General features: G+C 67.3%; 21 protein-coding genes and 1 tRNA gene. 14 read left to right on the top strand and 8 right to left on the bottom strand.

Features of this window, described 5'->3' with window-relative positions:
• The first annotated feature begins 256 nt into the window (after positions 1–256).
• From OG203_RS34000 to OG203_RS33990, 3 genes are read left to right on the top strand one after another with little or no spacing between them, the layout of a single operon-like run.
• The gene (locus tag OG203_RS34000) at positions 257–1579 is read left to right on the top strand and encodes an NAD(P)/FAD-dependent oxidoreductase (RefSeq protein WP_405161309.1); all 1323 of its coding nucleotides are present in this window, start codon (positions 257–259) and stop codon (positions 1577–1579) included.
• Positions 1576–2298: a DUF1365 domain-containing protein gene (locus tag OG203_RS33995; RefSeq protein ID WP_405161308.1), complete on the top strand. Its 723-nt coding sequence runs from the start codon at positions 1576–1578 to the stop codon at positions 2296–2298. Before OG203_RS34000 ends, OG203_RS33995 begins: the two co-directional genes overlap by 4 nt.
• Positions 2295–3551, top strand: a complete 1257-nt coding sequence (locus tag OG203_RS33990; RefSeq protein WP_405161307.1) for a class I SAM-dependent methyltransferase — start codon at positions 2295–2297, stop codon at positions 3549–3551. Before OG203_RS33995 ends, OG203_RS33990 begins: the two co-directional genes overlap by 4 nt.
• A gap of 9 nt (positions 3552–3560) precedes the next feature.
• Here OG203_RS33990 and OG203_RS33985 read toward each other — a convergent pair whose 3' ends face one another.
• Positions 3561–4910 (bottom strand): TIGR01777 family oxidoreductase, encoded by a 1350-nt coding sequence (locus tag OG203_RS33985; RefSeq protein WP_405161306.1) that lies wholly within the window; start codon positions 4908–4910, stop codon positions 3561–3563.
• An 86-nt stretch (positions 4911–4996) separates the two neighbouring features.
• Between OG203_RS33985 and OG203_RS33980 the strand changes: the two genes are divergently transcribed.
• The gene (locus OG203_RS33980) at positions 4997–5974 is read left to right on the top strand and encodes an SDR family NAD(P)-dependent oxidoreductase (RefSeq protein WP_405161305.1); all 978 of its coding nucleotides are present in this window, start codon (positions 4997–4999) and stop codon (positions 5972–5974) included.
• Between the two features lie 85 nt (positions 5975–6059).
• Positions 6060–6866: a nuclear transport factor 2 family protein gene (locus OG203_RS33975; protein ID WP_405161304.1), complete on the top strand. Its 807-nt coding sequence runs from the start codon at positions 6060–6062 to the stop codon at positions 6864–6866.
• Positions 6867–6920: 54 nt separating this feature from the next.
• Here OG203_RS33975 and OG203_RS33970 read toward each other — a convergent pair whose 3' ends face one another.
• Positions 6921–7805: a sterol desaturase family protein gene (locus tag OG203_RS33970; protein WP_405161303.1), complete on the bottom strand. Its 885-nt coding sequence runs from the start codon at positions 7803–7805 to the stop codon at positions 6921–6923.
• Between the two features lie 207 nt (positions 7806–8012).
• Between OG203_RS33970 and OG203_RS33965 the strand changes: the two genes are divergently transcribed.
• The 3 genes from OG203_RS33965 (at position 8013) to OG203_RS33955 (ending at position 10537) form a co-directional block, all read left to right on the top strand.
• Entirely contained in the window at positions 8013–9176 is a 1164-nt protein-coding gene (locus OG203_RS33965) for a sensor histidine kinase (protein WP_405161302.1), read from the top strand.
• Positions 9173–9844, top strand: a complete 672-nt coding sequence (locus OG203_RS33960) for a response regulator (protein WP_405161301.1) — start codon at positions 9173–9175, stop codon at positions 9842–9844. The genes OG203_RS33965 and OG203_RS33960 overlap by 4 nt, the downstream gene beginning before the upstream one ends.
• Positions 9845–9964: 120 nt before the next feature.
• Positions 9965–10537 carry a hypothetical protein gene (locus tag OG203_RS33955; RefSeq protein ID WP_405161300.1) on the top strand — a complete coding sequence of 191 codons (573 nt, stop codon included), beginning with the start codon at positions 9965–9967 and terminating at the stop codon, positions 10535–10537.
• A gap of 67 nt (positions 10538–10604) precedes the next feature.
• Here OG203_RS33955 and OG203_RS33950 read toward each other — a convergent pair whose 3' ends face one another.
• Positions 10605–11387, bottom strand: a complete 783-nt coding sequence (locus OG203_RS33950) for a VOC family protein (RefSeq protein ID WP_405161299.1) — start codon at positions 11385–11387, stop codon at positions 10605–10607.
• A gap of 192 nt (positions 11388–11579) precedes the next feature.
• Between OG203_RS33950 and OG203_RS33945 the strand changes: the two genes are divergently transcribed.
• Complete coding sequence (locus OG203_RS33945; RefSeq protein ID WP_405161298.1) at positions 11580–12842, top strand: MFS transporter; 1263 nt, start codon at positions 11580–11582, stop codon at positions 12840–12842.
• Between the two features lie 4 nt (positions 12843–12846).
• On the opposite strand, the gene OG203_RS33940 is transcribed toward OG203_RS33945, so the two are convergent.
• A complete protein-coding gene (locus tag OG203_RS33940; RefSeq protein ID WP_405161297.1) occupies positions 12847–13470 on the bottom strand; it encodes an NAD(P)-dependent oxidoreductase in 624 nt (207 codons plus the stop codon).
• Between the two features lie 114 nt (positions 13471–13584).
• On the opposite strand from OG203_RS33940, the gene OG203_RS33935 reads away from it, so the two are divergent.
• The 3 genes from OG203_RS33935 to OG203_RS33925 all read left to right on the top strand — a co-directional run bounded on the left by OG203_RS33935 (position 13585) and on the right by OG203_RS33925 (position 15938).
• On the top strand, positions 13585–14241 hold the full coding sequence (locus tag OG203_RS33935) for a TetR/AcrR family transcriptional regulator (RefSeq protein ID WP_405161296.1): 657 nt from the start codon (positions 13585–13587) through the stop codon (positions 14239–14241).
• A 71-nt stretch (positions 14242–14312) separates the two neighbouring features.
• On the top strand, positions 14313–14759 hold the full coding sequence (locus OG203_RS33930) for a GNAT family N-acetyltransferase (protein WP_405161295.1): 447 nt from the start codon (positions 14313–14315) through the stop codon (positions 14757–14759).
• A 261-nt stretch (positions 14760–15020) separates the two neighbouring features.
• A complete protein-coding gene (locus OG203_RS33925; RefSeq protein ID WP_405161294.1) occupies positions 15021–15938 on the top strand; it encodes an esterase/lipase family protein in 918 nt (305 codons plus the stop codon).
• A gap of 96 nt (positions 15939–16034) precedes the next feature.
• Here the strand turns inward: OG203_RS33925 and OG203_RS33920 are convergent, their stop codons facing one another.
• Both OG203_RS33920 and OG203_RS33915 read right to left on the bottom strand, forming a co-directional pair.
• On the bottom strand, positions 16035–17273 hold the full coding sequence (locus OG203_RS33920; protein WP_405161293.1) for a serine hydrolase domain-containing protein: 1239 nt from the start codon (positions 17271–17273) through the stop codon (positions 16035–16037).
• A 102-nt stretch (positions 17274–17375) separates the two neighbouring features.
• Positions 17376–17449: transfer RNA gene (locus OG203_RS33915), tRNA-Met, on the bottom strand.
• 553 nt (positions 17450–18002) lie between these two features.
• Between OG203_RS33915 and OG203_RS33910 the strand changes: the two genes are divergently transcribed.
• On the top strand, positions 18003–18563 hold the full coding sequence (locus OG203_RS33910) for a transglycosylase family protein (protein ID WP_405161292.1): 561 nt from the start codon (positions 18003–18005) through the stop codon (positions 18561–18563).
• A gap of 78 nt (positions 18564–18641) precedes the next feature.
• Here the strand turns inward: OG203_RS33910 and OG203_RS33905 are convergent, their stop codons facing one another.
• A complete protein-coding gene (locus tag OG203_RS33905; protein ID WP_405161291.1) occupies positions 18642–21644 on the bottom strand; it encodes a UPF0182 family protein in 3003 nt (1000 codons plus the stop codon).
• Positions 21645–21839: 195 nt separating this feature from the next.
• On the opposite strand from OG203_RS33905, the gene OG203_RS33900 reads away from it, so the two are divergent.
• Positions 21840–22448, top strand: coding sequence for a PPA1309 family protein (locus OG203_RS33900; protein WP_405161290.1), 609 nt, complete (start codon positions 21840–21842; stop codon positions 22446–22448).
• Positions 22449–22461: 13 nt separating this feature from the next.
• Here OG203_RS33900 and OG203_RS33895 read toward each other — a convergent pair whose 3' ends face one another.
• Entirely contained in the window at positions 22462–23487 is a 1026-nt protein-coding gene (locus OG203_RS33895) for a PDZ domain-containing protein (protein WP_405161289.1), read from the bottom strand.
• Positions 23488–23529 lie beyond the last annotated feature (42 nt).

The raw sequence follows: 23529 nt of genomic DNA, 5'->3' as shown, positions 1-23529 counted from the left end.
CGGATCCGATTTCTCAATTCCGCGAGCAATCCGCCGACAGCACCCAGGCGAAGTCCCTGCGAAGTTCGACCGCACCCGACGGGACCCACCGTGCGCTCCACGGCCGCGTAGCGATACTCGGATCTTGCCCAGCCAACGAAACGATGCATAATCGAGGCAACGGCACGGCATGGCGGACACCGTCGGCGACCCGCTCACCTGACTGCGGTGGCAACCGGTCGGCCACCCACCGCGGGCGACCGCCAAGGAGGAACGCATGGACCAGCACATCGAGCCGAGGCCGGACGGTGTCCGTCGAGTCGCCGTCGTCGGCAGCGGAGTGGCCGGACTGACTGCGGCCTGGGTGTTGTCGAGGTCCGCGGCGGTGACCCTCTACGAAGCCGACCACCGGCTCGGCGGTCACGCCGACACCCATCAGGTCGCCGCGCGCGATGGCGCGCCGGTCGGCGTTGACACCGGGTTCATCGTGCACAACGACCGCACCTACCCGACGCTGCTGCGACTGTTCGGCGAGCTCGGCATCGCGACCAAGGAATCGGATATGAGCATGTCGGTGCGCTGCGACGGCTGCGGCCTCGAATACGCGGGCGCCCGAGGTGCCGGTGGACTGTTCGCCGCGCCGCGGTCGCTGACTCGTGGACGCTATCTTCGCCTACTCGCCGAGGTACCACGGTGGCATCGGCTGGCCCGCGCCGAATTGGCCAATGATGACGAAAAGGTCTGCACGCTAGCGGAATTCGTGGTCGCGAACGGCTTCTCCGAGTACTTTGTCACGCACTTTCTCACACCGCTCGTCGCGGCGGTGTGGTCCTGCGATCCGGCCACCGCGCTGCGATATCCGGCCCGATATCTGTTCACCTTCCTCGACCATCACGGCATGTTGACGGTGTTCGACTCCCCTACCTGGCGCACCGTCGCCGGCGGCTCGGCCACCTACGTCCGCGCCGTCGCCGCGCGACTGGACACCGTGCTGGTCGGCACGCCGGTGCGGGCCGTGCACCGGTTGCCCGACGGCGTCGCGGTGCGTGACGACGCGGACGAGGTCAGGGTTTTCGACGCCGCGGTCATCGCCACCCATCCGGATCAGGCACTGCGAATGCTCGCCGAGCCGACCGCCGCTGAGTCCGAAATCCTTTCCGCCATGCCGTATTCGGTGAATCACACGGTGCTGCACACCGATGCGTCGGTGCTGCCGAGGGCACCGCGCGCACGGGCGTCCTGGAACTATCGGTTGCCGTCCTGCACGGCACAGCCGGATCGAGTGCTGGTGAGCTACGACCTGACCCGGCTGCAGCGGCTCGACGACGAGCCACGATTCCTGGTCACCCTCGGCGACGGAGACCGAGTGGATCCGGATCTGATCATCGATCGGATGGTCTATCAACATCCGCGCTACACCCCGGGTTCGGTGGCGGCACAGCGCCGACTCGGCGAGATCGGTTGCGCGCGGGTGGCATTCGCGGGCGCCTATCACGGCTGGGGATTCCACGAGGACGGTGCACTGTCCGGGCTACGCGCCGCCGAGCGACTCGGCGCCAGGTGGACAGCCAATCCCGTTGCAGCAGCGCATATCTCATGAAAGCGCAGATCGTCCGAACCCGGATCCACCATGTCCGCCGCACCCCGCTGCGCCACGAGTTCAGCTACCGCAGCTACAGCTGGCTGGTCGATCTCGACGACATGCCGAGGCTGCCGCGCTGGCTGCGCCCGCTCGCCGGGTTCCGCGCCGCCGACCATCTCGGCGACCCGAACCGCACCCTGCGCGCGAACGTCGACGGCTTCCTCGCCGAGCACGGCATCGACCTGCGCGGCGGGCGGGTGCTGATGCTCGCCAACGCGCGCGTGTTCGGCTATGTGTTCAACCCGCTGTCGCTGTTCTGGTGCCGCGACAGCGCGGGCGACCTGGTCTGTGTCATCGCGGAGGTGCACAACACCTACGGCGAGCGGCACTGCTACCTGGTACGCACCGACGACCACGGCGTCGCTACCACCGAGAAGCGCTTCTACGTCTCCCCGTTCAACGAGGTACGCGGCGAATACCGGATGCGGCTTCCCGAACCCACCGATCGCCTGCGGGTATCCATCACCCTCACCGAGCACCAGCCGATTTTCGCCGCCTCGATGACCGGACGTTGCCAATCGGCCACCGTCCGTACCATCCTGCGCGCGACAGTGGCGGTACCCCTTGCCCCACTTGTGGTCTCGGCGCTCATTCGCAGGCACGGCGTGCATCTGTGGGCGCGCGGACTGCCTCTCGTTCCCCGCCCGGCCAAGCACTCAGAGGAGTATTCGCAGTGACCATCCAATCGCACGTCACAGCATTGCCCTCGGCTTACTGGCCCGATGTCGAGCGGGTGCCGACCGGTACCCGTGCCGCGATCGCCGCGGCGGTGGCGGACCGGCTGTTCCGGCGCGCGGTGCGCAGGCTGCCGATCCGGGTCGAGTACCCGGACGGGACGGTCCTCGGCCGTGGCGCGGCGGACGCGCCGCGACTGATCCTGCACTGTCCCGCCGATTTCACCGCACGGCTCGGCGTCGGCGGGCTGATCGGCTTCGGCGAGTCCTATATGGCGGGCGACTGGTCGGCGCCCGATCCGGCTGCGACGCTCGCGGTGTTCGCCGCCAACATCGACACCCTCGTTCCCGCGCCGCTGCGCGCGCTGCGCCGACTATATGTCTCGAAACACCCCGCCGCCGAGCGCAACAGCGAGGCGAACAGCCGGGGCAATATCGCCAGGCATTACGACCTGTCGAACAATCTCTTCGAGCTGTTCCTCGACGAGACGCTGACCTATTCCAGCGCGCTGTTCCCGGCGACCGCGCCGCCGCCGCGGTGGGCCGATCTCGCCGCCGCCCAGCAGGCAAAGATCGATCGGATACTCGACCGCGCCGGTGTCGGACCAGGCACCCGGCTGCTCGAAATCGGCACCGGCTGGGGCGAATTGGCGCTGCGCGCGGCCGCCCGTGGCGCGTCGGTGCGTTCGGTGACGCTGTCGACGGAGCAGCGCGCGCTCGCGCTCGACCGCATCGCCGCCGCGGGTCTTGCCGAGCGCGTCACCATCGATCTGCTCGACTATCGCCGGGTGAGCGGCGAATTCGACGCGGTGGTCTCGGTGGAGATGATCGAGGCCGTCGGCTACGAATACCTGGACACGTTCTTCGAGACCATCGACCGGGTGCTCGCCCCGGGCGGCCGCGCGGTGATCCAGGCCATCACCATGCCGCACCACCGCATGGTCGCCACCCGCAACACCTACACCTGGGTGCAGAAATACATCTTCCCCGGCGGCTTCCTTCCGTCAACCAGGCTGCTCGCCGATGTGGCCGGACGGCGCACCGAACTCGTTGTCCGCGAACAACTGTCGATGGGCGAGCACTACGCGCACACGCTGCGGCTGTGGCAGCAGCGGTTCAACGCGCGCACCGACCGGGTCGCCGAATTGGGCTTCGATCCGATCTTCCGGCGGATGTGGCGGTTGTATCTTGCGCACGCCGAGGCCGGGTTCCGTTGCGGCTACCTCGATGTGCACCAGATTCTGCTCACCCGCTGAACTCGTGGCTCAGTGCCGGGCGCGACCGAGCAGATGACGCAGCGTCGAAGCCAGATCCGGTGTGCGGAACCGATGTCCGGCCTTGTCGAGCACGGCGGGCACGACCCGCTGACTCGCGACGGCGAGTTCGCGGGCGCCCTGCTCACCGAGCAGCAGTGCCGGGCCGAACTCGGGCACCGGGACCAGCGCGGGCCTGCGCAGCACGCCGGCCAGGATGTTGGTGTATTCGCTGTTGCGAACGGGTTGTGGGGCAACGGCATTCACCGGACCGGACAGGTCGTTGTCCCACAGCGCGCGATAGTAGATGTCAACCATGTCGTCGATGCCGATCCAGGACAGCCAGTGCTCGCCGTTACCGACCCGACCGCCGAGTCCGGTCGCGAACAGCGGCCGCAGCAGTCGCAGGGCGCCGCCGTGCGGCGACTGCACGATGCCGGTGCGCACCTTGACGACTCGGACCCCGCCGTCGGCGGCCGTATCGGCGGCACTCTCCCATGCGTCGACCACGTCGGCGAGGAAACCGTCACCGCGCGAGGCGTCTTCGAGCAACCGCTGGTCGCCGCGGTCGTAGCCGTAGTAGCCGATGGCGGACGCGCAGACGAAGGTCGGCACACCGGCGCGGGCCGCCAGCGCGGCGAGCCGCTCGGTCGGTCCGATTCTGCTGTCGAGCACGGCCTGCTTGTGCTCGTCGGTGAACCGGCTCGCGATCGAAGCGCCCGCCAGGTGCACCACCGCGTCGACCCCGTCGAGCAGGTCGGGTGCGGGATCGTCCGGGTTCCATTGCCTTTCACCGATTTTCGGCGCATGACGGACCAGGCGGAGCACGGTGTGGCCGCCGGTGGTCAGGAACGCGGTCAGTGCGGAGCCGACCAGTCCCGACGCGCCCGTCACCGCGATTGTCTTGGCCGCGAAGCCCGCTCGCGCCGCGTCGGCGTGCGCGGCCAGGTCGTCGGCCAGCTGCCGGTAGCGATAGTCGAACATCGGGCGCAGGGCGAACGCGGGCACCGGCGACTCGACCCGATCCAGCACCCTGGTGTGCGCGTCGTCGACGACCTCGAAGTCATGCGTGTGCCGCCAGCGCAGCAGCAGACCCGCCGGCAGCGAGCCGAGACCGTCGACGGCGATCCGATCGACGAACCGCTGCGGCGGATCGAAGGCGGCGGGGTCGTGCCGTGCCACCCACCGCAGCCCGCCCGGCAGGGCGAGCACCGCCTTGCCGTCGGCCAGCGAATCGGCCTCGGCGAGCACCGACACCGGCTGCCACGGCGGCGCGAGCCGCGCGAACGCGCCTGGTCGGGCATGCCACGCGAAGACCTCGGACCGGGGTGCCGCGACGACGCTCGAACACTCGATGCCCATGCCTCGACTCTAGCGAGGCGGCAGCGCAATGCAACGTTCATGCATCGCTATTGCCGGACTCTTCCGCCACACCGGAGAATTGCTCCATGACCGATGCGTCCGGCAACCCCAGCTTCTTCGACACGCTGCTCGACCGGACGATCGTGCCCGGCTACAGCCGCCTCGGCAGTCGACTCCGCCGCCGCGACTGGCCAGCGGACGACCCGCATCGCGACGCCATGCGCGGTCGAACGGCACTGGTGACCGGTTCGAATTCCGGTATCGGCAAGGCGATCGCGGCCGGACTCGCCGGGCTCGGCGGCTCGGTACTGCTCGCCGTGCGCGACCGCGAGCGCGGTGAGCAGGCGTGTCGGGAGATCCGGGCGGCCGACCCGACGGCCGATGTCGCCGTGACGGTGTGCGATGTGTCCGACCCGAATTCGGTGTCGGCTTGCGCGAACGAACTCATCGATCGACTACCGAGACTGGACGTGTTGATCCACAACGCTGGCCTGCTGCCGCCCAGCCGCACCGAGACCGCCGGCGGGCACGAGACCACGCTGGCCACACATGTGCTCGGCCCGCTGCTGCTCACCGATAGGCTCGTGCCGCTGCTCGACGCGGCCGACGAGGCCCGGGTGATCCTGGTGTCCTCGGGCGGGATGTACGCCCAGCGGCTCGCCGTCGACGACCCCGAATACCGGCACGGTCGATATTCCGGCACCACGGCGTACGCCCGCACCAAACGGATGCAGGTCGCGCTGACTCCGCTACTGGCCGAACACTATGCACCCCAGCGTATTTCGGTGCACAGCATGCATCCGGGCTGGGCCGACACGCCCGGTGTCACCACCTCGCTACCCGCCTTCCACCGACTCATGCGACCGCTGCTGCGCACTCCCGCAGAGGGTGCCGACACCGCGATCTGGCTCGCCGCCACCTCGGCCACGCTGCCGTCCGGCCGGTTCTGGCACGACCGCCGGATACGCCAGGAGCACTATCTGCGCCGCACGCACTACACCCCCGACGACCTCTGGCGACTGTGGCTGTTCTGCCGGGAAGCCGCTGGTCTCGCCGTCGGATAGGCGGATAGGGCGGCACGAATCGGATACTGCAATTGGAACTTGTTCTACCATGTGTCGAGTCATCGTCGACATCGGAGGATTTGTCATGCCGCTGGAACCCTCGGCCGCGGAACTGTTGACGGCCGTCCAGGCGTCACCGCGTGCGGTCGCCGCGCACGACAAGTCCGCGTGGGTCGATCTCTTCACCACCGACGCCGAGGTGAACGACCCGGTCGGCGCCCGCCCGCACGTCGGCCGGGCCGCCATCGAGCGCTTCTACGACACCTTCATCGGCCCCAACGACATCGCCTTCCGCGTCGAGCGCGACATCGTGCACCCGCCAACGGTGGTGCGCGATCTGACCATCGAGACCACCATGTCGACCGGAGCCAGGGTGTCGGTCCCGATGCACCTGCGCTATCAGCTCATCGAGGAAAGCGGCGACTGGAAGATCGCGCACCTGGCCGCGCACTGGGAGCTCGGCCCGATGATCCTGCAGCTGCTGCGCACCGGGCCGAGCGGGTTCGGTGCCGCGCTGCGGCTCGGACCGCAGCTGATCAGCAATCAGGGCGTCGACGGCGCGCTCGGCATGATGCGCGCGCTCGGCGGGATCGGCCGGACGGGTAAGCGCGCGGCATCGCGGCTGTTCGCGGCGGCGGGCAGCACGGATATCGTCCGAGTCCGCGGTCTGCTCGGCCACTACGCCGTGGTCGAATTACCAGCGGGCACACCGGTTTCGGTGGAGGAGTTCACCAATCGCGCGCGAAGTATGCGGTGGGGCAAGCTGATCGCCGCGGGCCGCACGGTGACGGCGTCGGTGCGTTTCGGCGATACCCGCGGCGTCGCGTTCCTCGAATTCGCCGAGGGCGCACCGACTATCGCCAGCCTCCGCTTCTTCCTCGACAACGCCTGAGATCGACTGTCGGATAGGCGAATCCGGGCGATGCGACGCACCGCCCGGCCTCCCTCAGGTGAGCTGGACCGCCTTGGTCTGCTGCTCCGGCACGACCTGCTCGGCCCAACCGGGCGGACCGAAGACGTAGCCGAGGCGGCCGCGCCAGGTGGTGGCGCCGCGCACGTCGCGGACGAGTCCGGCCAGTTCGTGGTAGTTGACCTTCAGCGGGTTGTCGGTGCCGATGTTCTTGGTGAGCCCGTAGCGAATGGGCTCGGATTCGGCGGCGAAACTGCCGAACACGCGGTCCCAGATGATGAGGATGCCGCCGTAGTTCCGGTCGATGTAGGGCTGATTCGAGCCGTGGTGGATGCGGTGGTGTGCGGGAGTGTTGAACAGGAACTCGATCGGACGGCCCAGGGTGCCGACGCGCTGGGTGTGGATCGGGAACTGGTAGAGCAGGCCGATGCTCTGCAGCAGGAAGATCATCCACACCGGGAAGCCGAGCAAAGCCGCTGGCACCCAAGCCATTCCGCGCAGGACATTGGCCACCGGATGCACCCAGGGCAGGCGGATCGCGGTGGACAGGTTGAAGTGCTCGCTGGAGTGATGCACGCTGTGCGAGGTCCACAGCAGGCGCACCCGATGGTCGGCGCGGTGCGCCCAGTAGTAGCAGAAATCGGTGACCACCAGGCCGAGCACCCAGACCCACCACACCTTCGCCGACAGGTGCAGCGGGGTGATCGCGGCGGCCGCCACCACCGCGGAGAACGGAATCAGGTACTGCGTCAGCGGTTTGGCGAGCCGACCGAGGGCGAAGGTCGCCACGTTGGACGCCGTGTCGCGCCCAGACCCGCCGTTCTTCGGGCGATCCGGATCGCGGCGATACCCGATCCACTCCACGAGCATGAACAACGCGAAGGCGGGGAGGGCATAGGTCAACAGCTCGACTCGGTCCACGTGATCTCCTTGATCGTCCGTCGTCGATTCTCGACGCTACGGGCGATGGCCTGCGCGAACATCGCGCCGCCGAGGGATTCGGCGTCCCCCGCGCGGGGGACGCGACGGCACCGGCGCACGGGCAGAGTGAGCGGGCAGGGCGGCCGATCTCGCTAGGATCGCCCGCGACGGCTCCGACGACCCGAAGGCGGTGGCGAACTGTTGGACGTGAGCAGGTCGCTGGCCCGCCAGTCGCTGGTGGTCGCGGCGGTGGCGGCGGTGATCGATGCCGTAGTACTCGGGCTGAGCGGGGTGTTCGCCGTCGCCCCATGGCAGACCGTCGCCGTGATCGCGGGCGTGGTCGTCGGTGACCTCGCGCTGGCCGCGCCGCCACGCACGGCGGGTGTGGTCGCGGTGACCCAGGTCGTGGTCCGGCTGCTTGCCGCCTTGCTGCTGCACCGGCACGGTTTCGACGGCCAATTCTCCGGGGTGGGTCTGCTGGTCGCCGGGTACCGCACCGGGGCGTGGCTCGCTGGACCGAAATCGGTGCTGACCATGCTCCTGCTGTGCGGGGGCGTCGCCTCCTCGCATCTGCTGTCTCGCGACACCTCCGGGCACGACTGGCGGCTGCTTGTCACCTCGACCGTGGCCGCGGGCTGCGTGCCGTGGCTGGTCGGCCGCTACACCGCGGCGCGCGGCGCCTACATCGCCGACCTGGAACAGCGGGAGCGGCTGCGGCGACAGGAACATCAGGTCGCGCTGGAACGCGCGGTCACCGAAGAGCGCGCGGCGATCGCGCGGGATCTGCACGATGTGATCTCCCATCACGTCAGCGCCATCGGCATCCACGCCGGCGCGGCTCGAATGGCCTTGGCGGACACCACGAATGGCGCGGCCACCCGTTCGCTGGCGGCGGTGGAGTCGAGCAGCAGAGCGGCGATGGTCGATCTGCGGCGTCAGCTCGATCTACTGCACGGCCGCGACGACGACGGACAGCGCCAGCCGGGGCTCGTCGATATCGACGGCCTGGTCGAGCATGTACGTGCCGCGGGATTGAATGTCGAAGTCGCCGTGCGTGGTTCGGTGGTGGAGCTGCCGGAGTCGTTGGATGTCACGGTGTATCGGATCGTGCAGGAGCTGCTGACCAACGCGCTGCGCCACGGCGACGGCGAGCATGCGCGGCTCGTGGTGGAGTATCGGCCGAAGCGGGTGATCATTCGGGCTACCAATCCGATTCCGCCGACCCCGGCGACCGCCGATACCGCGGTGCCGCGTGGTCTCGGCGGGATTCGCCGCCGCACCGAGCTTTTCGACGGCGAACTCGACTACGGGCCCGAGGCCGACGGAACCTCTTGGCACACCACGGTTTCCGTCCCGATCGGCGGATCATGAACGCACCGATCCTGGTCCTGATCGCCGACGACCACAGCATGTTCCGCTCCGGTCTGCGCGCGGTCGTCGACAGCCAGCCCGACTTCGACTGCGTCGCCGAGGTCAGCGACGGTCGCGCCGCCATCGCCGAAACCGCGAGGCTGCGACCGGATGTCGCGATTCTCGACGTGCGCATGCCCAAACTGGACGGGCTCGCCGCCACCGAGGCGATCGTCGCGGCGGGCGGCACCCGCGTCCTGGTGCTCACCACCTACGACAGCGACGCCAATCTCTACCGCGCGCTGCAGGCCGGGGCGAGCGGCTTCCTGTTGAAGAGCCTGCCGCCGGAGGAGCTCGTCGCCGCCATCCGCATCGCCGCCCGCGGCGACGCGCTGATCGATCCGTCGATGACCCGCCGGTTGGCCGCCCGCTTCGCCGCCACCCTCGCGCCACCGCACACGCCGCCCGAGGTCGAACACCTCACCGCCCGCGAACTGGAGGTACTGCTGCTGCTCGCCGATGCGCGCAGCAACGCCGAGATCGCCGTGCTACTCGGGGTCGGCGAGGAAACCGTGAAGACCCACGTCTCCCGCGTGCTCGCCAAACTCGGGGTACGCGATCGCATCCACGCGGTCGTCTATGCCCATCAGCACGGTCTTGTCGCCCGTACCCCGCCCGGATATCGCTGACCGCAGGGCGGCGACCAGCACGAACGCGACACGGCGCGCCCGGTCGAGATCTTCACGAATCAGACTAAATGGACGTACGGTGAATCAGACTGACTGGTCCACTTCGAGGGATGGAGCGCTATGCGTAGGGATCGCCCCCGAGTCGTCGTCATGGTCGTCGCGTGCTCGGCGCTGGTGCTGTCCGGCGTCGGTGTGGCTGGCGCTCGCGACACCGGCGGCGCGGTGCCCGGCGCCCATTCGGTCGAGAAGACCACGCAAAAAGCGCTGATCCAACAGGCGCGGCAGCGGGCGGCGAGTGCGCGTGATCGCGCCGAATCCGCGCGCGGTGCCGACACCTCCGGCACGAAAACCGATCGCAAGATGAAGACCGGCACCGGCCAGCGCGACACCATCCACACCGGGATCGACAGCGCGACGAAGGCCGCCGAGGCCGCCTCGACGGCCGCCACCGCCGCGCAAGCCGCCGCCGACGCGGCCCATGCCGCCTTGACGGCCGTGCTCGCCACCGAAGCGGCCACCAACAGTTTCCTCGGCGCTTTCGAAGCGGATCGCGCCGTTCGCGCGGCAGACCAGGCCGCGGCCGCTCCCGACAATGTCGAGCTGGCCAATGCCGCGGCGGCGGCGGAGAACCGGGCCGTCAAGATGACGACCCGGCGCACCGATGCCGCCATCGCGCCGATCAAAAAGCCGTAGCGGCCGGGTTCGGACAGACGAAGGGTCAGCGCCGAAACGCTGGCCCTTGCTTTGTCTTCCGCGGGGACTACGGCGTCGCGGGGACGATGACGCCGAACGCCTCGCCTTGCGGGCCCTGTAGCACCGCCATCCGGCCGAACGGGCTGTCGTTCGCCGCCATCAGAACCGACGCGCCCAGCTCGGCTGCTTTGGCGACCGACGCGTCGGTGTTGTCGACCTGGAACCAGGTCAGCCAGAACGACGGTGCGTCGCCTGGCGTCTTACTGGCGTCGTTGACGCCGCCGACCGGGTCGCCGTCCTGGGTGAGGGCGAAGGTGGCGTAGACGAAGTTCTCGCCGTCCCCGATTTCGGTGTAGTGCCAACCGAATACGGCCGCGTAGAACTCCTGGGACTGCTTGTACTGACCGGTGTGCAGTTCGTTCCAGCAGTAGGCGCCGTCCTCGTTGTGGATTCCGGCACCGCTGTGCGCCTTGGCTTCCCACACGCCGAAGACCGCGCCGACCGGGTCAGCGGCCACGAACATGCGGCCGACATCGAGCACGTCGAACGGCGGCATCAGCACCGAACCGCCTGCCGCCGTGATCTTTTCGGCGATCGCGTCGGCGCTGTCGGCGGCGAAGTAGGTGGTCCACGCCGACGGCATCGGCATACCGTCGGGCTTGGGTCCGATCCCCGCGGCGGGCCTGCCGTGGCGTAGCGCCATCAGATAGCCGCCCGCGTCCGGCTGACTATCCATGATTTCCCAGCCGAACAGTTCCCCGTAGAACTCGCGGGCCCGCGCGGTGTCGTCGACCTGACTGTCGATCCAGCAGGGTGTCCCCTGCGACCAGTTTCCGTCGTGTGTTGGCATATCCGTGGCCTCCAGACCTCGGTGTACTGACGTGCGGCCGGACGCGACCGGCACGCGGCCAGTCAACCACCGCGCCACTGCGCGAACAGGCGAAATAGCACTTCCGGGCGGGCGAGGGCGGCGAAGCTTCGCGAACCGGACACACCGTGGCTATCTGTTGCCGGAACAGGGCAAGATCAGGAGTATGGCGGGATGAGCACAACATCCGACGTCGGGCGGGAACGTCTGCGGCTGGACGAACTTCCGGTTCGTCCCATTCATCGCAAGCTCGTCGTTCTGGTCGGTGCCGGACTGTTCTTCGATCTGTACGAACTGTTCCTCGCCGGGACCATCACCGGTGTGCTGAAGCAACAGATGCACCTGTCCACGTTTCAGCTCAGCGGGATCCTGGCGTCGGCGTTCGCCGGGCAGTTCCTCGGCGCGCTGGTGATCGGCCGGTTGTCGGATGTGTTCGGTCGGCGCCGCATGTTCATGGTCAACATCGCGCTGTATTCCGGCTTCACCCTGCTCGGTGCGTTCAGCCCGAACATCGTCTTCCTGATGGCGACGCGATTCCTGGCCGGGCTCGGGATCGGCGCCGAGATGACCGTGTCCGATACCTACCTGTCGGAAGTTGTTCCGCCGCAGGTCCGTGGCCGCATGATCGCCTGGGCGTACACGATCGGTTTCTGCGCGGTGCCTGCCGTCGGATTCCTCGCCAAATGGCTGGTTCCGTTGCAGCCCTTCGGTATCGAGGGCTGGCGGTGGCTGTTCGTGATCGGCGGCCTCGGCGCCGCGGTGGTTGTCGTCGCGCGGCGGGACATGCCGGAGTCGCCGCACTGGATTGCCAGGCAGCAGAACAAGACCGCCGCCCTTCCGTTCAGCGCGATTGTCCGGCAACCATATCGGGCAAGGACCTCGTTATTCTCCGCCGTGATGATCCTGCAGGTCTTCGGCTACTACGGGTTCGGCACCCTGGCCGTACTCGTATTGGACCGCAAGGGATTCGAGGTGGTGACCTCGTTGAGCTACTTGGCCATCACCTATCTCGGCTATCCGCTGGGTTCGCTGCTGGCGATCCCGCTGATGGAGCGGATAGAACGCAAGTATCTCGTCATGGGGACCGCGACGCTGATGGCGCTGTTCGGCCTGACCTTCGGCTTCGCCACCAGCGTGCCGCTGATCCTGTTGTCGGGCGGGCTGTTCACCGTGGCAAGCAACGTCTTCTCCGACGCGATCCACGCCTACCTGCCGGAGTCGTTCCCCACCGCGGTGCGCGGCACCGCGTCCGGGGCGACCTATTCGCTGTCGAAGGTCAGCACCGCGCTCCTGCCGTTCCTGCTGCTTCCGCTGCTCGATCGCCCGAACGGGCCGGGTCTGGTGTTCTCGGTGATCACCGTCGCGCTGCTGGCAATGGTTGCCCTGGTTGGTGTTTGGGGTCCGATAACCGGCAGGCGCGCACTGGACGAGGTCTGACGACCTAGTGGGCGAGCGTCGGCGCGGCGTGTGACCAGTGGTGGTCGTCGAGTTCGCCGACGATGAAGCGGGCCAGGTTGACTACGGGCACTTTCCAACCGCCGCTTGGGGTTTCGCCGTCCTGAACTCGGCAGGCCGTCGGCGGGTCGTCGGTCAGGCGGGCGGGGCGAACAAAGGTCCAGTCCAGCGCGGACGCGCTGATGGTGGATTCCATCAGGCGCATGTCGCCGTAGAGCTCGTTCATCAGGGTTCGAGCCAGGAGTCGGTACCACAGTGCGTGATTCGGGTCGTCTCGGCGGACGCCGCTGGAGGTGATGGCGATCAGGCGGTCGACTCCGGTGGCCTGCATCGCCGCGACCATGGCGCGGGCGCCGTCGGAATACAGGCCGTCGGCGACGCGGCCGGCGGGGCCGATCGCGCTGATCACCGCGTCGTGGCCCGCGACGGCGGCGCGCACGCTGTCGGGGTCGCGTACGTCGGCACGCACCACCGTGCACCTTTCCTGATCGACCGTTGACAGCTTCGCCGGCGTGCGTACCGCGGCGGTGACATCGTGACCCGCGCTCAGCGCCTCCGTCACGATGACTCGACCCGCGCGCCCGGCTGCGCCGAAGACGATCACCTTCATGGCATCTCCTACATCTGATTGCGTACCGTTGTCACGATCAGTGATCGTAACGATCACTGATCGTTTAGAACGATGGTCGCTCCGAGCACTGTTTGTCAAGATAGGATTCGGCACATGCCAGGCAGCCCCCGCCCCAATCCCCGCACCAGCCCCGCGAAGGCTCCGTTGAGCCTCGACGCGATCGTGGCGGCGTCCCTCGGTCTGGTCGACGAGCTGGGCTGTGCGGCGGTGAGCATGCGTCGAGTGGCGCAGGCGCTCGACACGGGGTCGGCCTCCTTATATGTCTATGTGCACGACCGGCGAGAGCTGATGCTGCTGACGCACGACCTCGCCGTTGCCGCCGTCGAGCTGCCGACCGACGGCGACTGGCGCGCCCGCCTGGAACTACTCGTCGAACGCACCGTCGCCGCGCTCGCCACGCACCGCGACCTCGCCTCCGTCGGATTCACCGAGGCACCGACGGGTCCGCATATCCTGCGCCTCGTCGAGGAGATGCTTCGACTGCTCCGTCTCGGCGGCATCTCGGACGCCGCCAGCGCCTGGGCGGTCGATCTGCTCGCCCAGTACATCGCCTCGGCCGCCTTGGAGGACGCGGCACGGACCGGCACCGAAACCCTAAGTGCCACAACGGCTCGGCTCGACGCGGTCTACGAAGCACTGCCCGCCGAGGAATTCCCCACGATCCGCGAACTGGCCCCACTGCTCACCGGTGGCAGCCGGGCGACATGGAAACTGCGCGTCATCATCGACGGACTACTCGCCCAGCCCTGAGGGTGGCCTGTTGGAGTTGCGGCCAAGTGGCTCTCCACTCGGGTGTGCCGACCCCGCTAACGTCGCTTGTTGTGACCAAGATTCGTGAAATCAGCGCAGATCAAACGAAGTTGGGGGCGGCGACGCTGCTCGAGCTGCGACCCCGCTGGGGCACGACCGACGCGCTCGTCGAATTCGTCGACACCGACCTGCGGCCGCGCGGCTACCGACTGGCCGGGGTGTTCATCGATGGCAACGACTCGGCGGTCGCGGTGATGGGATTCCGCGAGGCATGGCACACCGCGTGGGGCCACCACCTGTATGTCGATGACCTGGTCACCGCCGCCACCGCCCGTGGCAACGGCTACGGCGATCTGCTCATGACCTGGGCGAAACACGAAGCACGGCGACTGAACTGCGAAGCCGTCCAACTCGATTCCGGCGTCGGCCCCGATCGCGCCGCAGCCCATCGTCTCTACATGCGCCACCACCTGGCGATCACCGCCCACCACTTCACGGTGCCTACCGCAAGCCACTGACGCGCCGCAATCGCACACGGTCGCAGCACCGTTGCGATAGCGGACTCGTCCAGTTGTGCACGTGGACAACCTTTCTGGCGAAATCACCGATACCCGATATAGAGAGCGCTCGCTCCCTATCGTTGAGGGTCAGGGTGGTAGCACCGCGGTGGCTCGATCGTCACGAAGGTCTGTCCAATGATGTGTAGCAATCGTCGATCTGGTATCCGACGATATGCCGTGGTCAGCGCGGTATCCGCAGCTCTCGCAATGGCATTGGGGATGGCGAGTGCCGCGGCCGCGCCGCCGCCGGTGCCGTTTCACGTGCCATGGGGTCCGGTCGACAACGTGGCCGGGATACTCCCGCACGTCGTCGATTTTCAGGGCACACCACCGGGTGCGAACGACTGGAATTGCGTGCCGAGCGCCGCGCATCCCGAGCCCGTTGTGCTGCTGTCGGGGACGAGCGCGGGCCCGGCACAGAACTATCGCTGGCTTTCGCCGTTGCTGGCCAACAACGGATATTGCGTGTTCACCCTCACCTACGGGATCGATCCGGGCACCGTGAGCGGACTGCTCGGCGGGCTGTCCCTGCCTGGCAACGCCGACGAGGCCGTCGTCGCGCGGCAACAGCTCGCGCCGTTCGTCGATCGCGTTCTCGCCGCGACCGGTGCGGCGAAGGTCGACTTCGTCGGCCACTCCCAGGGCACGGTGATGCCACGCTGGTACATCAAATTCCTCGGCGGTGACCAGAAGGTCGCGAAGTCGATCAACCTCGCCCCGCTGTGGAACGGCACCACCCTGTACGGCCTGACCTATCTCTACCAAGCCCTACAGGGAATCGGGGTGGCCCCGGCGGTGGACGCGGTCGCCGGGCTGTTCAGTCATTCGGCCCTGCAGTTCCGCCAGGGATCCGATTTTCTGAACATCCTCAACCAGGGCGAGGCGTTCGCGCCCACCGTGGACTACACCAACATCATCACCCGGTATGACGAAGCGGTGGTCCCCTACACCAGCGGTATCGCACCACCGGGGCCGAACATCACCAACATCGTGCTGCAGGACCTGTGCCCCAACGATTTCAGTGAGCATCTGTTCGTCGCCGCCGACCCGATCGTCGGCCAGCACGTCCTCAACGCGCTCGACCCCGGCGATGCCACGCCCATCGACTGCTACGGGACCCCGCGCAACAGCGGCTGAACCCGCTGCCACCACCGCCAGGTCCCCGATATGCACTGGCTGGACTACGCGGCGCCCGCGGTATCCGGTCGGCGCACGTATCCGACCTCGGTCAGCTCAGGTGAGTGCCGCGCGCAACGCGTCGGACCAGGGCAGCCAGCGCGGGTCTGGGCCGCCGGTGTCGTCGCCGATCATGTTGGTGCAGGTGTAGCCGAGGGCGACACCGGTTTCGGGGTGGGCGATGCCGATTCGGCCGCCGGCGCCGACCTGTCCGAAGGCTCCGTCGCCGAGTAGCTGGGCGGGGCGGGTGAGTTCGTAGCCGTTGGCGAAGTAGTTGCCCCTCGGCATCAGGTCAAGTGGCGCCGGGTGGCCGAGCCCCTCGGTTTGTGGTTGGCGGGCCCTGTCGACGGCTTCCGGGGTGAGCAGCCGGATGCCGTCGATCTCACCGATCGTCGCGGCGAACATCCGCGCCAGCGAGCGCGCGTTTCCGATCCCGTTGCCGGACGGCACCTCCGCCGCGTGTCCTTCGCGGGTATTGAGCAGCGCGATGCCCTCGTCCCTGGTCGCTACCGTCGCGAGCGTCGCTCGAACCAGCCGCGCGCTGACGTCGATCCCCATCCGGCTCAGCATCGCCTCGACTTCGGCGGCGCCTGGCATGTGCCGACGGGTGAACTGCGGAACGACACGATCTTCCTGGCTTTCCGGCAGGCCGATCCACAGGCTCAGTCCGAGCGGCTCGGCGATCTCGGCGGCGAGGAACTCGCCGACACTCTTGCCGCTGACCCGGCGGATCAGTTCGCCCGCCAGGTAACCCCAGGTGAGGGAGTGGTAGTAGAACGCGGTTCCCGGTTGCCACAGCGGGGTCATCGACCCAAGGGCCGACACGCACCGCGACCAGTCCGTCAGCTCCTGCGGCCCGATACCGGCTTCGGCATCGAAGCTGGACAGGCCGCCTCGGTGCGCGAGCAGGTCGGTGACCGCGACATCGGCCTTGCCGCCCGCCGCGAACTCCGGCCAGTAGTCCCGTACCGGGGCGTCGAGGTCGAGCAGACCTCGATCGGCAAGGATGTGCACGCAGGTCGCGGTCATCCCCTTCGACACCGACATGAGCACGGTCAGCGAGTCGACGTCCCAGGTCTTCCCGGATTCAGGGTCCTGTCCCGTCCACAGGTCCACCACGACGCTCCCGTGGCGGTAGACACACAGCTGCGCGGCGCCTTCGTCCTCCTCGTGGGCACGGGCGAAGCCATCTCGGACTTCTTCGAACCCGACCTCGACAAATCCTGCTACCAACGCCTCGAGCCTCCTCGACCAGACCAGCGGGTACACCTGGCGGCGAAACCCCTTCGCCCTCAAGACAATATTCGACCCGCGGCCGGTCAACGCCACCATGAAGGGGAATTCGGCGGAAACGAAGAACGGCCCCGGAACCAGTGGCTCCGGGGCCGTTCTTCTTTGTAGCGGGGACAGGATTTGAACCTGCGACCTCTGGGTTATGAGCCCAGCGAGCTACCGAGCTGCTCCACCCCGCGTCGGTAAACACAACATTACACACGGGTTCACGCTGACGCCAAATCGCCTGTTCAGAGGCACATTCACGACGTCTCGACACAGGTTACGGCGAGGGTTCCAGCGGACGGAAACCGGGGGCGGAGAGCAGGGTCACATGCCGTCGGGAGCGGCGAACCGTGCCGACGGGCACCCGATTGCGCGATACGGATGGGCCTATCACTGGCTTCGGCAACCGCTTAAACGTGACTTGGGTCACCATTTCGTAGTGATCTCGAACACATAACGTTGCTATAACAGACCGATCGGAATGCGTGTCGATGCTATTTCCGACCTGCACAAAGGGTCATATTCGGGTTATTCGCTTCATGCAATTCGAGTGTTATCAAGACGTGATCTGCCGAGATTTCTTCGTTACCGTGCGTTCACGGCCCGGATCATCCGTGAAGGGCTCGAACTCGAACCGTTCGAATACCGGCGACCCTGCCCCACGGTTCGAGGATCCCCGACAACCTGGGGGCAGGGACGCGGCAGCTGGATCGCCGAGTCGGTAGGCGCAGGGAGGGAAATGCACTTATGACTGAGAACCGGAAGTTCAACGCCCGCGCCCTCGGCTTTGCCGCTGTTACCGGCGCCCTTGTTGCCGTCCCGTTCGCACTCTCCACCGCGACCGCATCGGCCGCGCCTGCCCACAACTGGGACGGCGTCGCGCAGTGCGAGAGCGGCGGTAACTGGGGCATCGCCACCGGCAACGGCTTCTACGGCGGTCTGCAGTTCTCGCAGAGCACCTGGGCCGCCAACGGTGGCCACGGCTCCGCCAACAACGCAAGCAAGGACGAGCAGATCCGCGTCGCGGAGAACGTGCTCGCCTCGCAGGGGCAAGGCGCCTGGCCGGTGTGCGGCCAGTACCTGCGCCCCGGCACCTCGGAGCCGGAGCCCCAGGCCGTCCAGGAGCCGGAGCAGGCCGCCCCGGCGCCCGCCGCACCCGCCCTCCCTGTCCCCGGCAGCCCCAAGGCCCTGCTCGAGCAGGCCAAGGCCGTCGGCGGCGACCTGGCCAAGCAGAACGGTCTGGAATCCCAATACCAGCAGATCCTTGACCAGAACGGCTCGCTGATCGAATCGATCGCCAACCGCTAAAGCGTTACCGCACAACGAAAGTGGCGCTGCTACCCCTGGGGATAGCAGCGCCACTTCGTGTTTCGGCTCGAACCTAGCTCAGCGTCCGGCGTCCTGGTACGCCTTCGCCGCCGCGTCCAGGTCGTCCAGGGCCTTGCCGAAGTCCTGGAAGTTACCGGTGCGCATGGCATTTCGCACGGCATCGATCTTCTGGTTCAGTGCGGCCGCGGCAGCGTCCTTCGCGGCGGACGAGCCAGGCGGCGGGGTGACGGTGCCCGGTGGCGGCGTCACCGTGCCGCCCGTGTTCGGCGGCGGGGTGCTGCCCTCCACCGGCGGTGGGGCGGTGCCCGGTTTCGGCCTGATCGCCGGATCGCCACCGAACGGCGTCGCCAGCGAACCCGATCCGGGCAGCACCTGATTCAGCGCGTCCGCCAAGGTCGACGCATAGCCGACCTTCACGCTGCCCGCCGAGTCGCGATAACTCACCAGCACGCGCAACAATTGCGGGAAGGTAGAGGTATTCGGCCCCGTATTGCGTTCGTTATAGAACGGCTCCACATACAAGATGCCGCCGTCGGCAATAGGCAGCGTCAGCAGATTGCCGTACTTGATCTTGTTCGAGTTGGACAGCAATGTCCGCTCGCGCGAAACCTCCGGCGCGGTCGTCATTGTGTTCTGCGTTTGCTGCGGACCCTGCGTTTGGGTATCGGTAGGCAATCGTCGAATGGTGAACTTGCCGTAGCCATCCGGGTCCGACCGCACGGTGATATAGGCGGACAGGAATTGCCGGTTGTAGCCGACCATGGCACTGGTCAGGTTGAACATCGGCTTGTTCGTCTGCGGATCGCCGAGCAGCGCGTAGTACGGCGGCTGGTTGAACGTGCCGCCCTCGATCGTCGGATCGCTCGGCACCGACCAGAACGCGTTGTTGGTGAAGAACTCTCGCGGATCGTCCACGTGGTACTTGGTCAGCATCTCGCGCTGCACCTTGAAGAAATCCTCGGGGTAGCGGAAGTGGGCCCGCAGCTCCGGCGAGATCGCGCTCTCCGGCTTCACCGCGCCGGGGAACACGCCGCGCCACGCCTTGAGCACCGGATCGGTCGGGTCCGTCTCGTACAGGGTCACCGTGCCGTCGTAGGCGTCGACGGTGGCCTTCACCGAGTTACGGATGTAGCTGACCTCCTTGCGCGGAAGCAGCCTGCCGGTCTTCTTGTCGATGCTGTCCTCGACCGTGCTGTCCAGCGATGTCTTCTGGGCGTACGGGTAGTTGTCGAGGGTGGTGTACGCGTCGACGATCCACTGGATCCGTCCGTTGACGACCGCCGGGTAGGCGTTGCCGTCGGTGGTCAGCCACGGCGCCACCTTCTGCACCCGCTCGCGCGGCGCGCGGTTGAAGATGATCTTGGAGTCGTTGCCGATGGCCGAGGAGAACAGGATGTTGCGCTCGGCGTACTTGGCGGCGAAGGCGAGCCGGTTGAACCAGTTGCCGATCGGCACGCCGCCCTTGCCGTCGTAGGTGAATTGCGCGGTGTCGGAATCGTATTCGCGGGGGCGCTGGTTGTCCTTCGCGCCGACGATCGCGTAGTCCGGGCTGGACTGGGAGATCACCTCGCCGTAGTAGATGCGCGGCTGGTCGACCCTGATCCGCTGCTTGTCCGGCGCCGTGAACAGGTCGCTGGTTATGAAGATCGGGTAGCCGCTGTCGCTGCTGCCGCCGGTCGCGTTCGGGTCGTCGGTCTGCGGCTTGTTGACCCGGTTCGCTGGCGCGGCGACGAAACCGTTGCCGTGGGTGTAGACGGTGTGCTGGTTGATCCAGTCCTTCTGGTTACCGCTCAACGCCGCCGGGGACAACTCGCGGGCCGCGACGATGTAGTCCTGCACATCGCCGTCGAGGTTGTAGCGGTCGATATCGAGCGACTCGGGGAAGCCGTAGAAGTTCTTCAGCTGGCGCAGCTGAGTAAAGGTGGGCGACAAGATGTTCGGATCGAGCAGCCGGGCGTTGCCGATGGTCGCGGCATCGACCGGAACCTGCTGTGGGCTCTTGTCGCTCTCTCCCTTGTAGTCCTGATAGGTGATCTTGTCGTCCGTGATGCCATACGCCTGCCTGGTCGCGGCGATATTGCGTTGGATGTACTCGCTTTCCTTGTCCGCCGCGTTCGGGCGCACCGAGAACTGCTCGACCACCAGCGGCCACACCGCGCCGACCAGGATCGAGGACAGCACGAGCAACGCGGCCGCCATGGCGGGCAGCCGCAGATCGCGCAGCACGATGCCGGCGAAGAAGGCGAGCGCGCAGATCACCGCGATGGACAGCAGGATCAGTTTCGCGGGAAGCACGGCGTTGATGTCGGTGAAGGAACCACCGGTGAAGGTCGGCTCCTTACGACTGCTCATCAACAGCTCGTAGCGATCGAACCAGTACGCGATCGCCTTGAGCAGCACGAAAAGTCCCGCGAGCACGGCCAACTGGATGCGCGCGGCGCGGGTCAGCGTGCCCTCGCGACCGCTCAGCCGCAGACCGCCGAAGACATAGTGCGTCACCAGGCTGGCGAAGAACGCGATGACCACCGCGACGAACAACCAGTTCAGGATCATCCGATAGAACGGCAGCTCGAAGGCGTAGAAGCTGACATCGAGATGGAACTGCGGGTCCTGCTGATTGAACGGGCTGCTGTTCAGGAACAGCTGCACGGTGACCCAATTCGATTGCGCCACCAGGCCCGACAGCAGGCCGAGCAGCACCGGGATGCCGACACCGAACAGCCGAAGCCTGCTCATCACGGTGGTGCGGTAGCGCGCGATCGGATCGTTCGGCCCGGCCACCGGCACGAACACCGGCCTTGATCGATAGGCGAGCAGCAACGCCAGCCAGACGACCAGGCCGACGAACAGCGCGACGGCGACGAACAACAGGATCCGCGTCCGCAGCACGGTGAGATACACGTTGCGGAAACCGACTTCGCCGAACCACAACCAATTGGTATAAATGTCGGTCAGTCGTGGACCGAGCAGCAGCAGCGCCGCGAGGGCGATGGCCGCCAGCAGCAGTACGCGGCTGCGTCGGGAAAGCGAAGGTAAGCCGGTGGGGGGCCGCATGCCCACGATGCCACTCTCCAGGGTCCGGCGGCACTCGCGCCTATACGTCCGGCCGAGACGCCGCAGTCCGATGTTGCGGGTGGTCCTGTCGGACCGTCCCGGCCCACTCTACGGAATCGGACAGTTTTATTTGCCGCGCGGGCACGGCCGTTGGGCGTGTAGCTCGGGTTTGTGGAATACCCGCGTGGTCCATTTGATTGGATGTCCCCCGTGACCCCCGCAGATCTGCACGCCGAACTCGTCCTCGCCCGCTCCGTCCGCGAGGTCGCCGAATTCGTCGACGCCGAAGGATGGGGCAGACCGCCACAGATGTTCGCGCTGGTGCCGACGGCGGACCTGGTGGCGGCCCAGCCCGAGCTTGTCGATGAAGTCGACGAGGCGGCCGAGCTCACGCCCGTCGCCCAGGACCTGTTCCCGGACGACATCACCGGCGGCTCGGTGGCGCTCGACGAGTTCCTCGCGACCACCAGCTGGCCGCCCGCCGTCCAGGGCTGCGTGCTGGTGCAGGAGATCGTGGTACTGCCACCTGATGCCGAATCCACCCTGGATGAGGCGCTGGTGCCGCTGCTCGCCGATCACGAGGCGGCCGACGCCGCCGCGCGCGCCGCGGCCGAGGCACATCCGGACCGGCGCGAGGCCCGCCTGTTCGCCGCGGTGCTGCGCGAGGGCGCGTCGCTGTGCCTGCTGCAGGTGCGTCCCGAGGACGACGCCGACGAATTCGCCGACATGGACCTGCGCACCTACCCGAACCTGGCGCCCAATCTCATCGACGCGCTGCACGCCACGCTGGAGTGGGCCGGGATCGACTGACCGAGGTCGCGCCTCAGCCGCAGCTGACGGTGTCCTTGCCCGCGTTGATGTCGTTGAGCGATTGCACGGCGCCGGTGAGGTTTTCGACCTTGACCAGGCGCAGCCCGTCCGGGGTTCGCTGCTTGGCCTCGTTGCAGTTCGCGGCGGGGACCATGAAGGTCTGCGCGCCGGCGTCGCGCGCGGCCATCATCTTGTACTGGATGCCGCCGATCGGTCCGACCTTGCCGTCCTGATCGATGGTTCCGGTGCCCGCGACGAACTTCCCACCGTCCAGCTCGCCGGGGGTGAGCTTGTCGATCAGCGCGAGGCTGAACATGAGTCCGGCCGACGGGCCGCCGATATCGGCGAGGTTGAAGTCGACCTGCAGCGGCGGTCGCGCGCCCTCCCCCGGTGTCACGCCGAGGTAGCCCTTGTTCTTGTCGTCGGGTCGGGCGCCGAGAGTCACCGGCACGGTCTGCTCGGCATTGTCGCGGCGCACCTGCACGGTCAGCTTGGCGCCCGGCGGCTGCGTCGACACGGCCGTCACCACGTCCTTCGGCGCGGCGACCGGCGTGCCGTTTATGCTGATGATCTCGTCGCCCGCCTTGAGCGCGTCCTTGGCCGGGCCGTCGTCGGCCACCTTGCGCAACAGCACGACGGTCGGCATGTTCAGGTAGTGCAGCGCCGCGACCTCGGCATTGTCCTCGGAATCCTTGAAGTCCTGCTGGTTGGACTTGTCGATCTCGTCACGCGACACCCCGGGCGGGTAGACCTCCGAGCGCGGCACCAGGCCGTGCTGGTTGCTCACCCAGAAGCCGAACGCCTCGAAGATACTCAACCCGTCGCGCACCGACACGGTGGTCATATTGAGGTGGCCGGCGGTCTGGTCCAGTTCGGCGCCTCGGACGTCGACCACCTCTTTGCCGTCGACCGTGCCGAGCGTGTTGAAGGTGGGGCCGGGGCCGAGTGCGACGAACGGCACAGTGAGCACGGTGCCGAGCGCGCCGAGCACTAGCACCGGGATCAGAGCGGCCACCAGGGTGAGGATCCGACGATTCACCTGGACCACAGTAGTGATGGCCGCCGTCGAAGGACGCTAGAG

It is taken from the genome of Nocardia sp. NBC_01499, from assembly GCF_045040275.1.
In the GTDB taxonomy this organism is placed as follows: domain Bacteria; phylum Actinomycetota; class Actinomycetes; order Mycobacteriales; family Mycobacteriaceae; genus Nocardia.
The sequence above is the reverse complement of the archived record's forward strand: the minus strand, read 5'-3'. Positions and strand labels throughout refer to the sequence as shown.

Bases quoted from the DNA above. Each gene is read 5' to 3' on its own strand.
- OG203_RS34000 (WP_405161309.1), top strand. From the start codon at position 257: ATGGACCAGCACATCGAGCCGAGGCCGGACGGTGTCCGTCGAGTCGCC.
- OG203_RS33995 (WP_405161308.1), top strand. From the start codon at position 1,576: ATGAAAGCGCAGATCGTCCGAACCCGGATCCACCATGTCCGCCGCACC.
- OG203_RS33985 (WP_405161306.1), bottom strand. From the start codon at position 4,910: ATGGGCATCGAGTGTTCGAGCGTCGTCGCGGCACCCCGGTCCGAGGTC.
- OG203_RS33980 (WP_405161305.1), top strand. From the start codon at position 4,997: ATGACCGATGCGTCCGGCAACCCCAGCTTCTTCGACACGCTGCTCGAC.
- OG203_RS33975 (WP_405161304.1), top strand. From the start codon at position 6,060: ATGCCGCTGGAACCCTCGGCCGCGGAACTGTTGACGGCCGTCCAGGCG.
- OG203_RS33960 (WP_405161301.1), top strand. From the start codon at position 9,173: ATGAACGCACCGATCCTGGTCCTGATCGCCGACGACCACAGCATGTTC.
- OG203_RS33955 (WP_405161300.1), top strand. From the start codon at position 9,965: ATGCGTAGGGATCGCCCCCGAGTCGTCGTCATGGTCGTCGCGTGCTCG.
- OG203_RS33950 (WP_405161299.1), bottom strand. From the start codon at position 11,387: ATGCCAACACACGACGGAAACTGGTCGCAGGGGACACCCTGCTGGATC.
- OG203_RS33945 (WP_405161298.1), top strand. From the start codon at position 11,580: ATGAGCACAACATCCGACGTCGGGCGGGAACGTCTGCGGCTGGACGAA.
- OG203_RS33940 (WP_405161297.1), bottom strand. From the start codon at position 13,470: ATGAAGGTGATCGTCTTCGGCGCAGCCGGGCGCGCGGGTCGAGTCATC.
- OG203_RS33935 (WP_405161296.1), top strand. From the start codon at position 13,585: ATGCCAGGCAGCCCCCGCCCCAATCCCCGCACCAGCCCCGCGAAGGCT.
- OG203_RS33925 (WP_405161294.1), top strand. From the start codon at position 15,021: ATGGCGAGTGCCGCGGCCGCGCCGCCGCCGGTGCCGTTTCACGTGCCA.
- OG203_RS33910 (WP_405161292.1), top strand. From the start codon at position 18,003: ATGACTGAGAACCGGAAGTTCAACGCCCGCGCCCTCGGCTTTGCCGCT.
- OG203_RS33900 (WP_405161290.1), top strand. From the start codon at position 21,840: ATGTCCCCCGTGACCCCCGCAGATCTGCACGCCGAACTCGTCCTCGCC.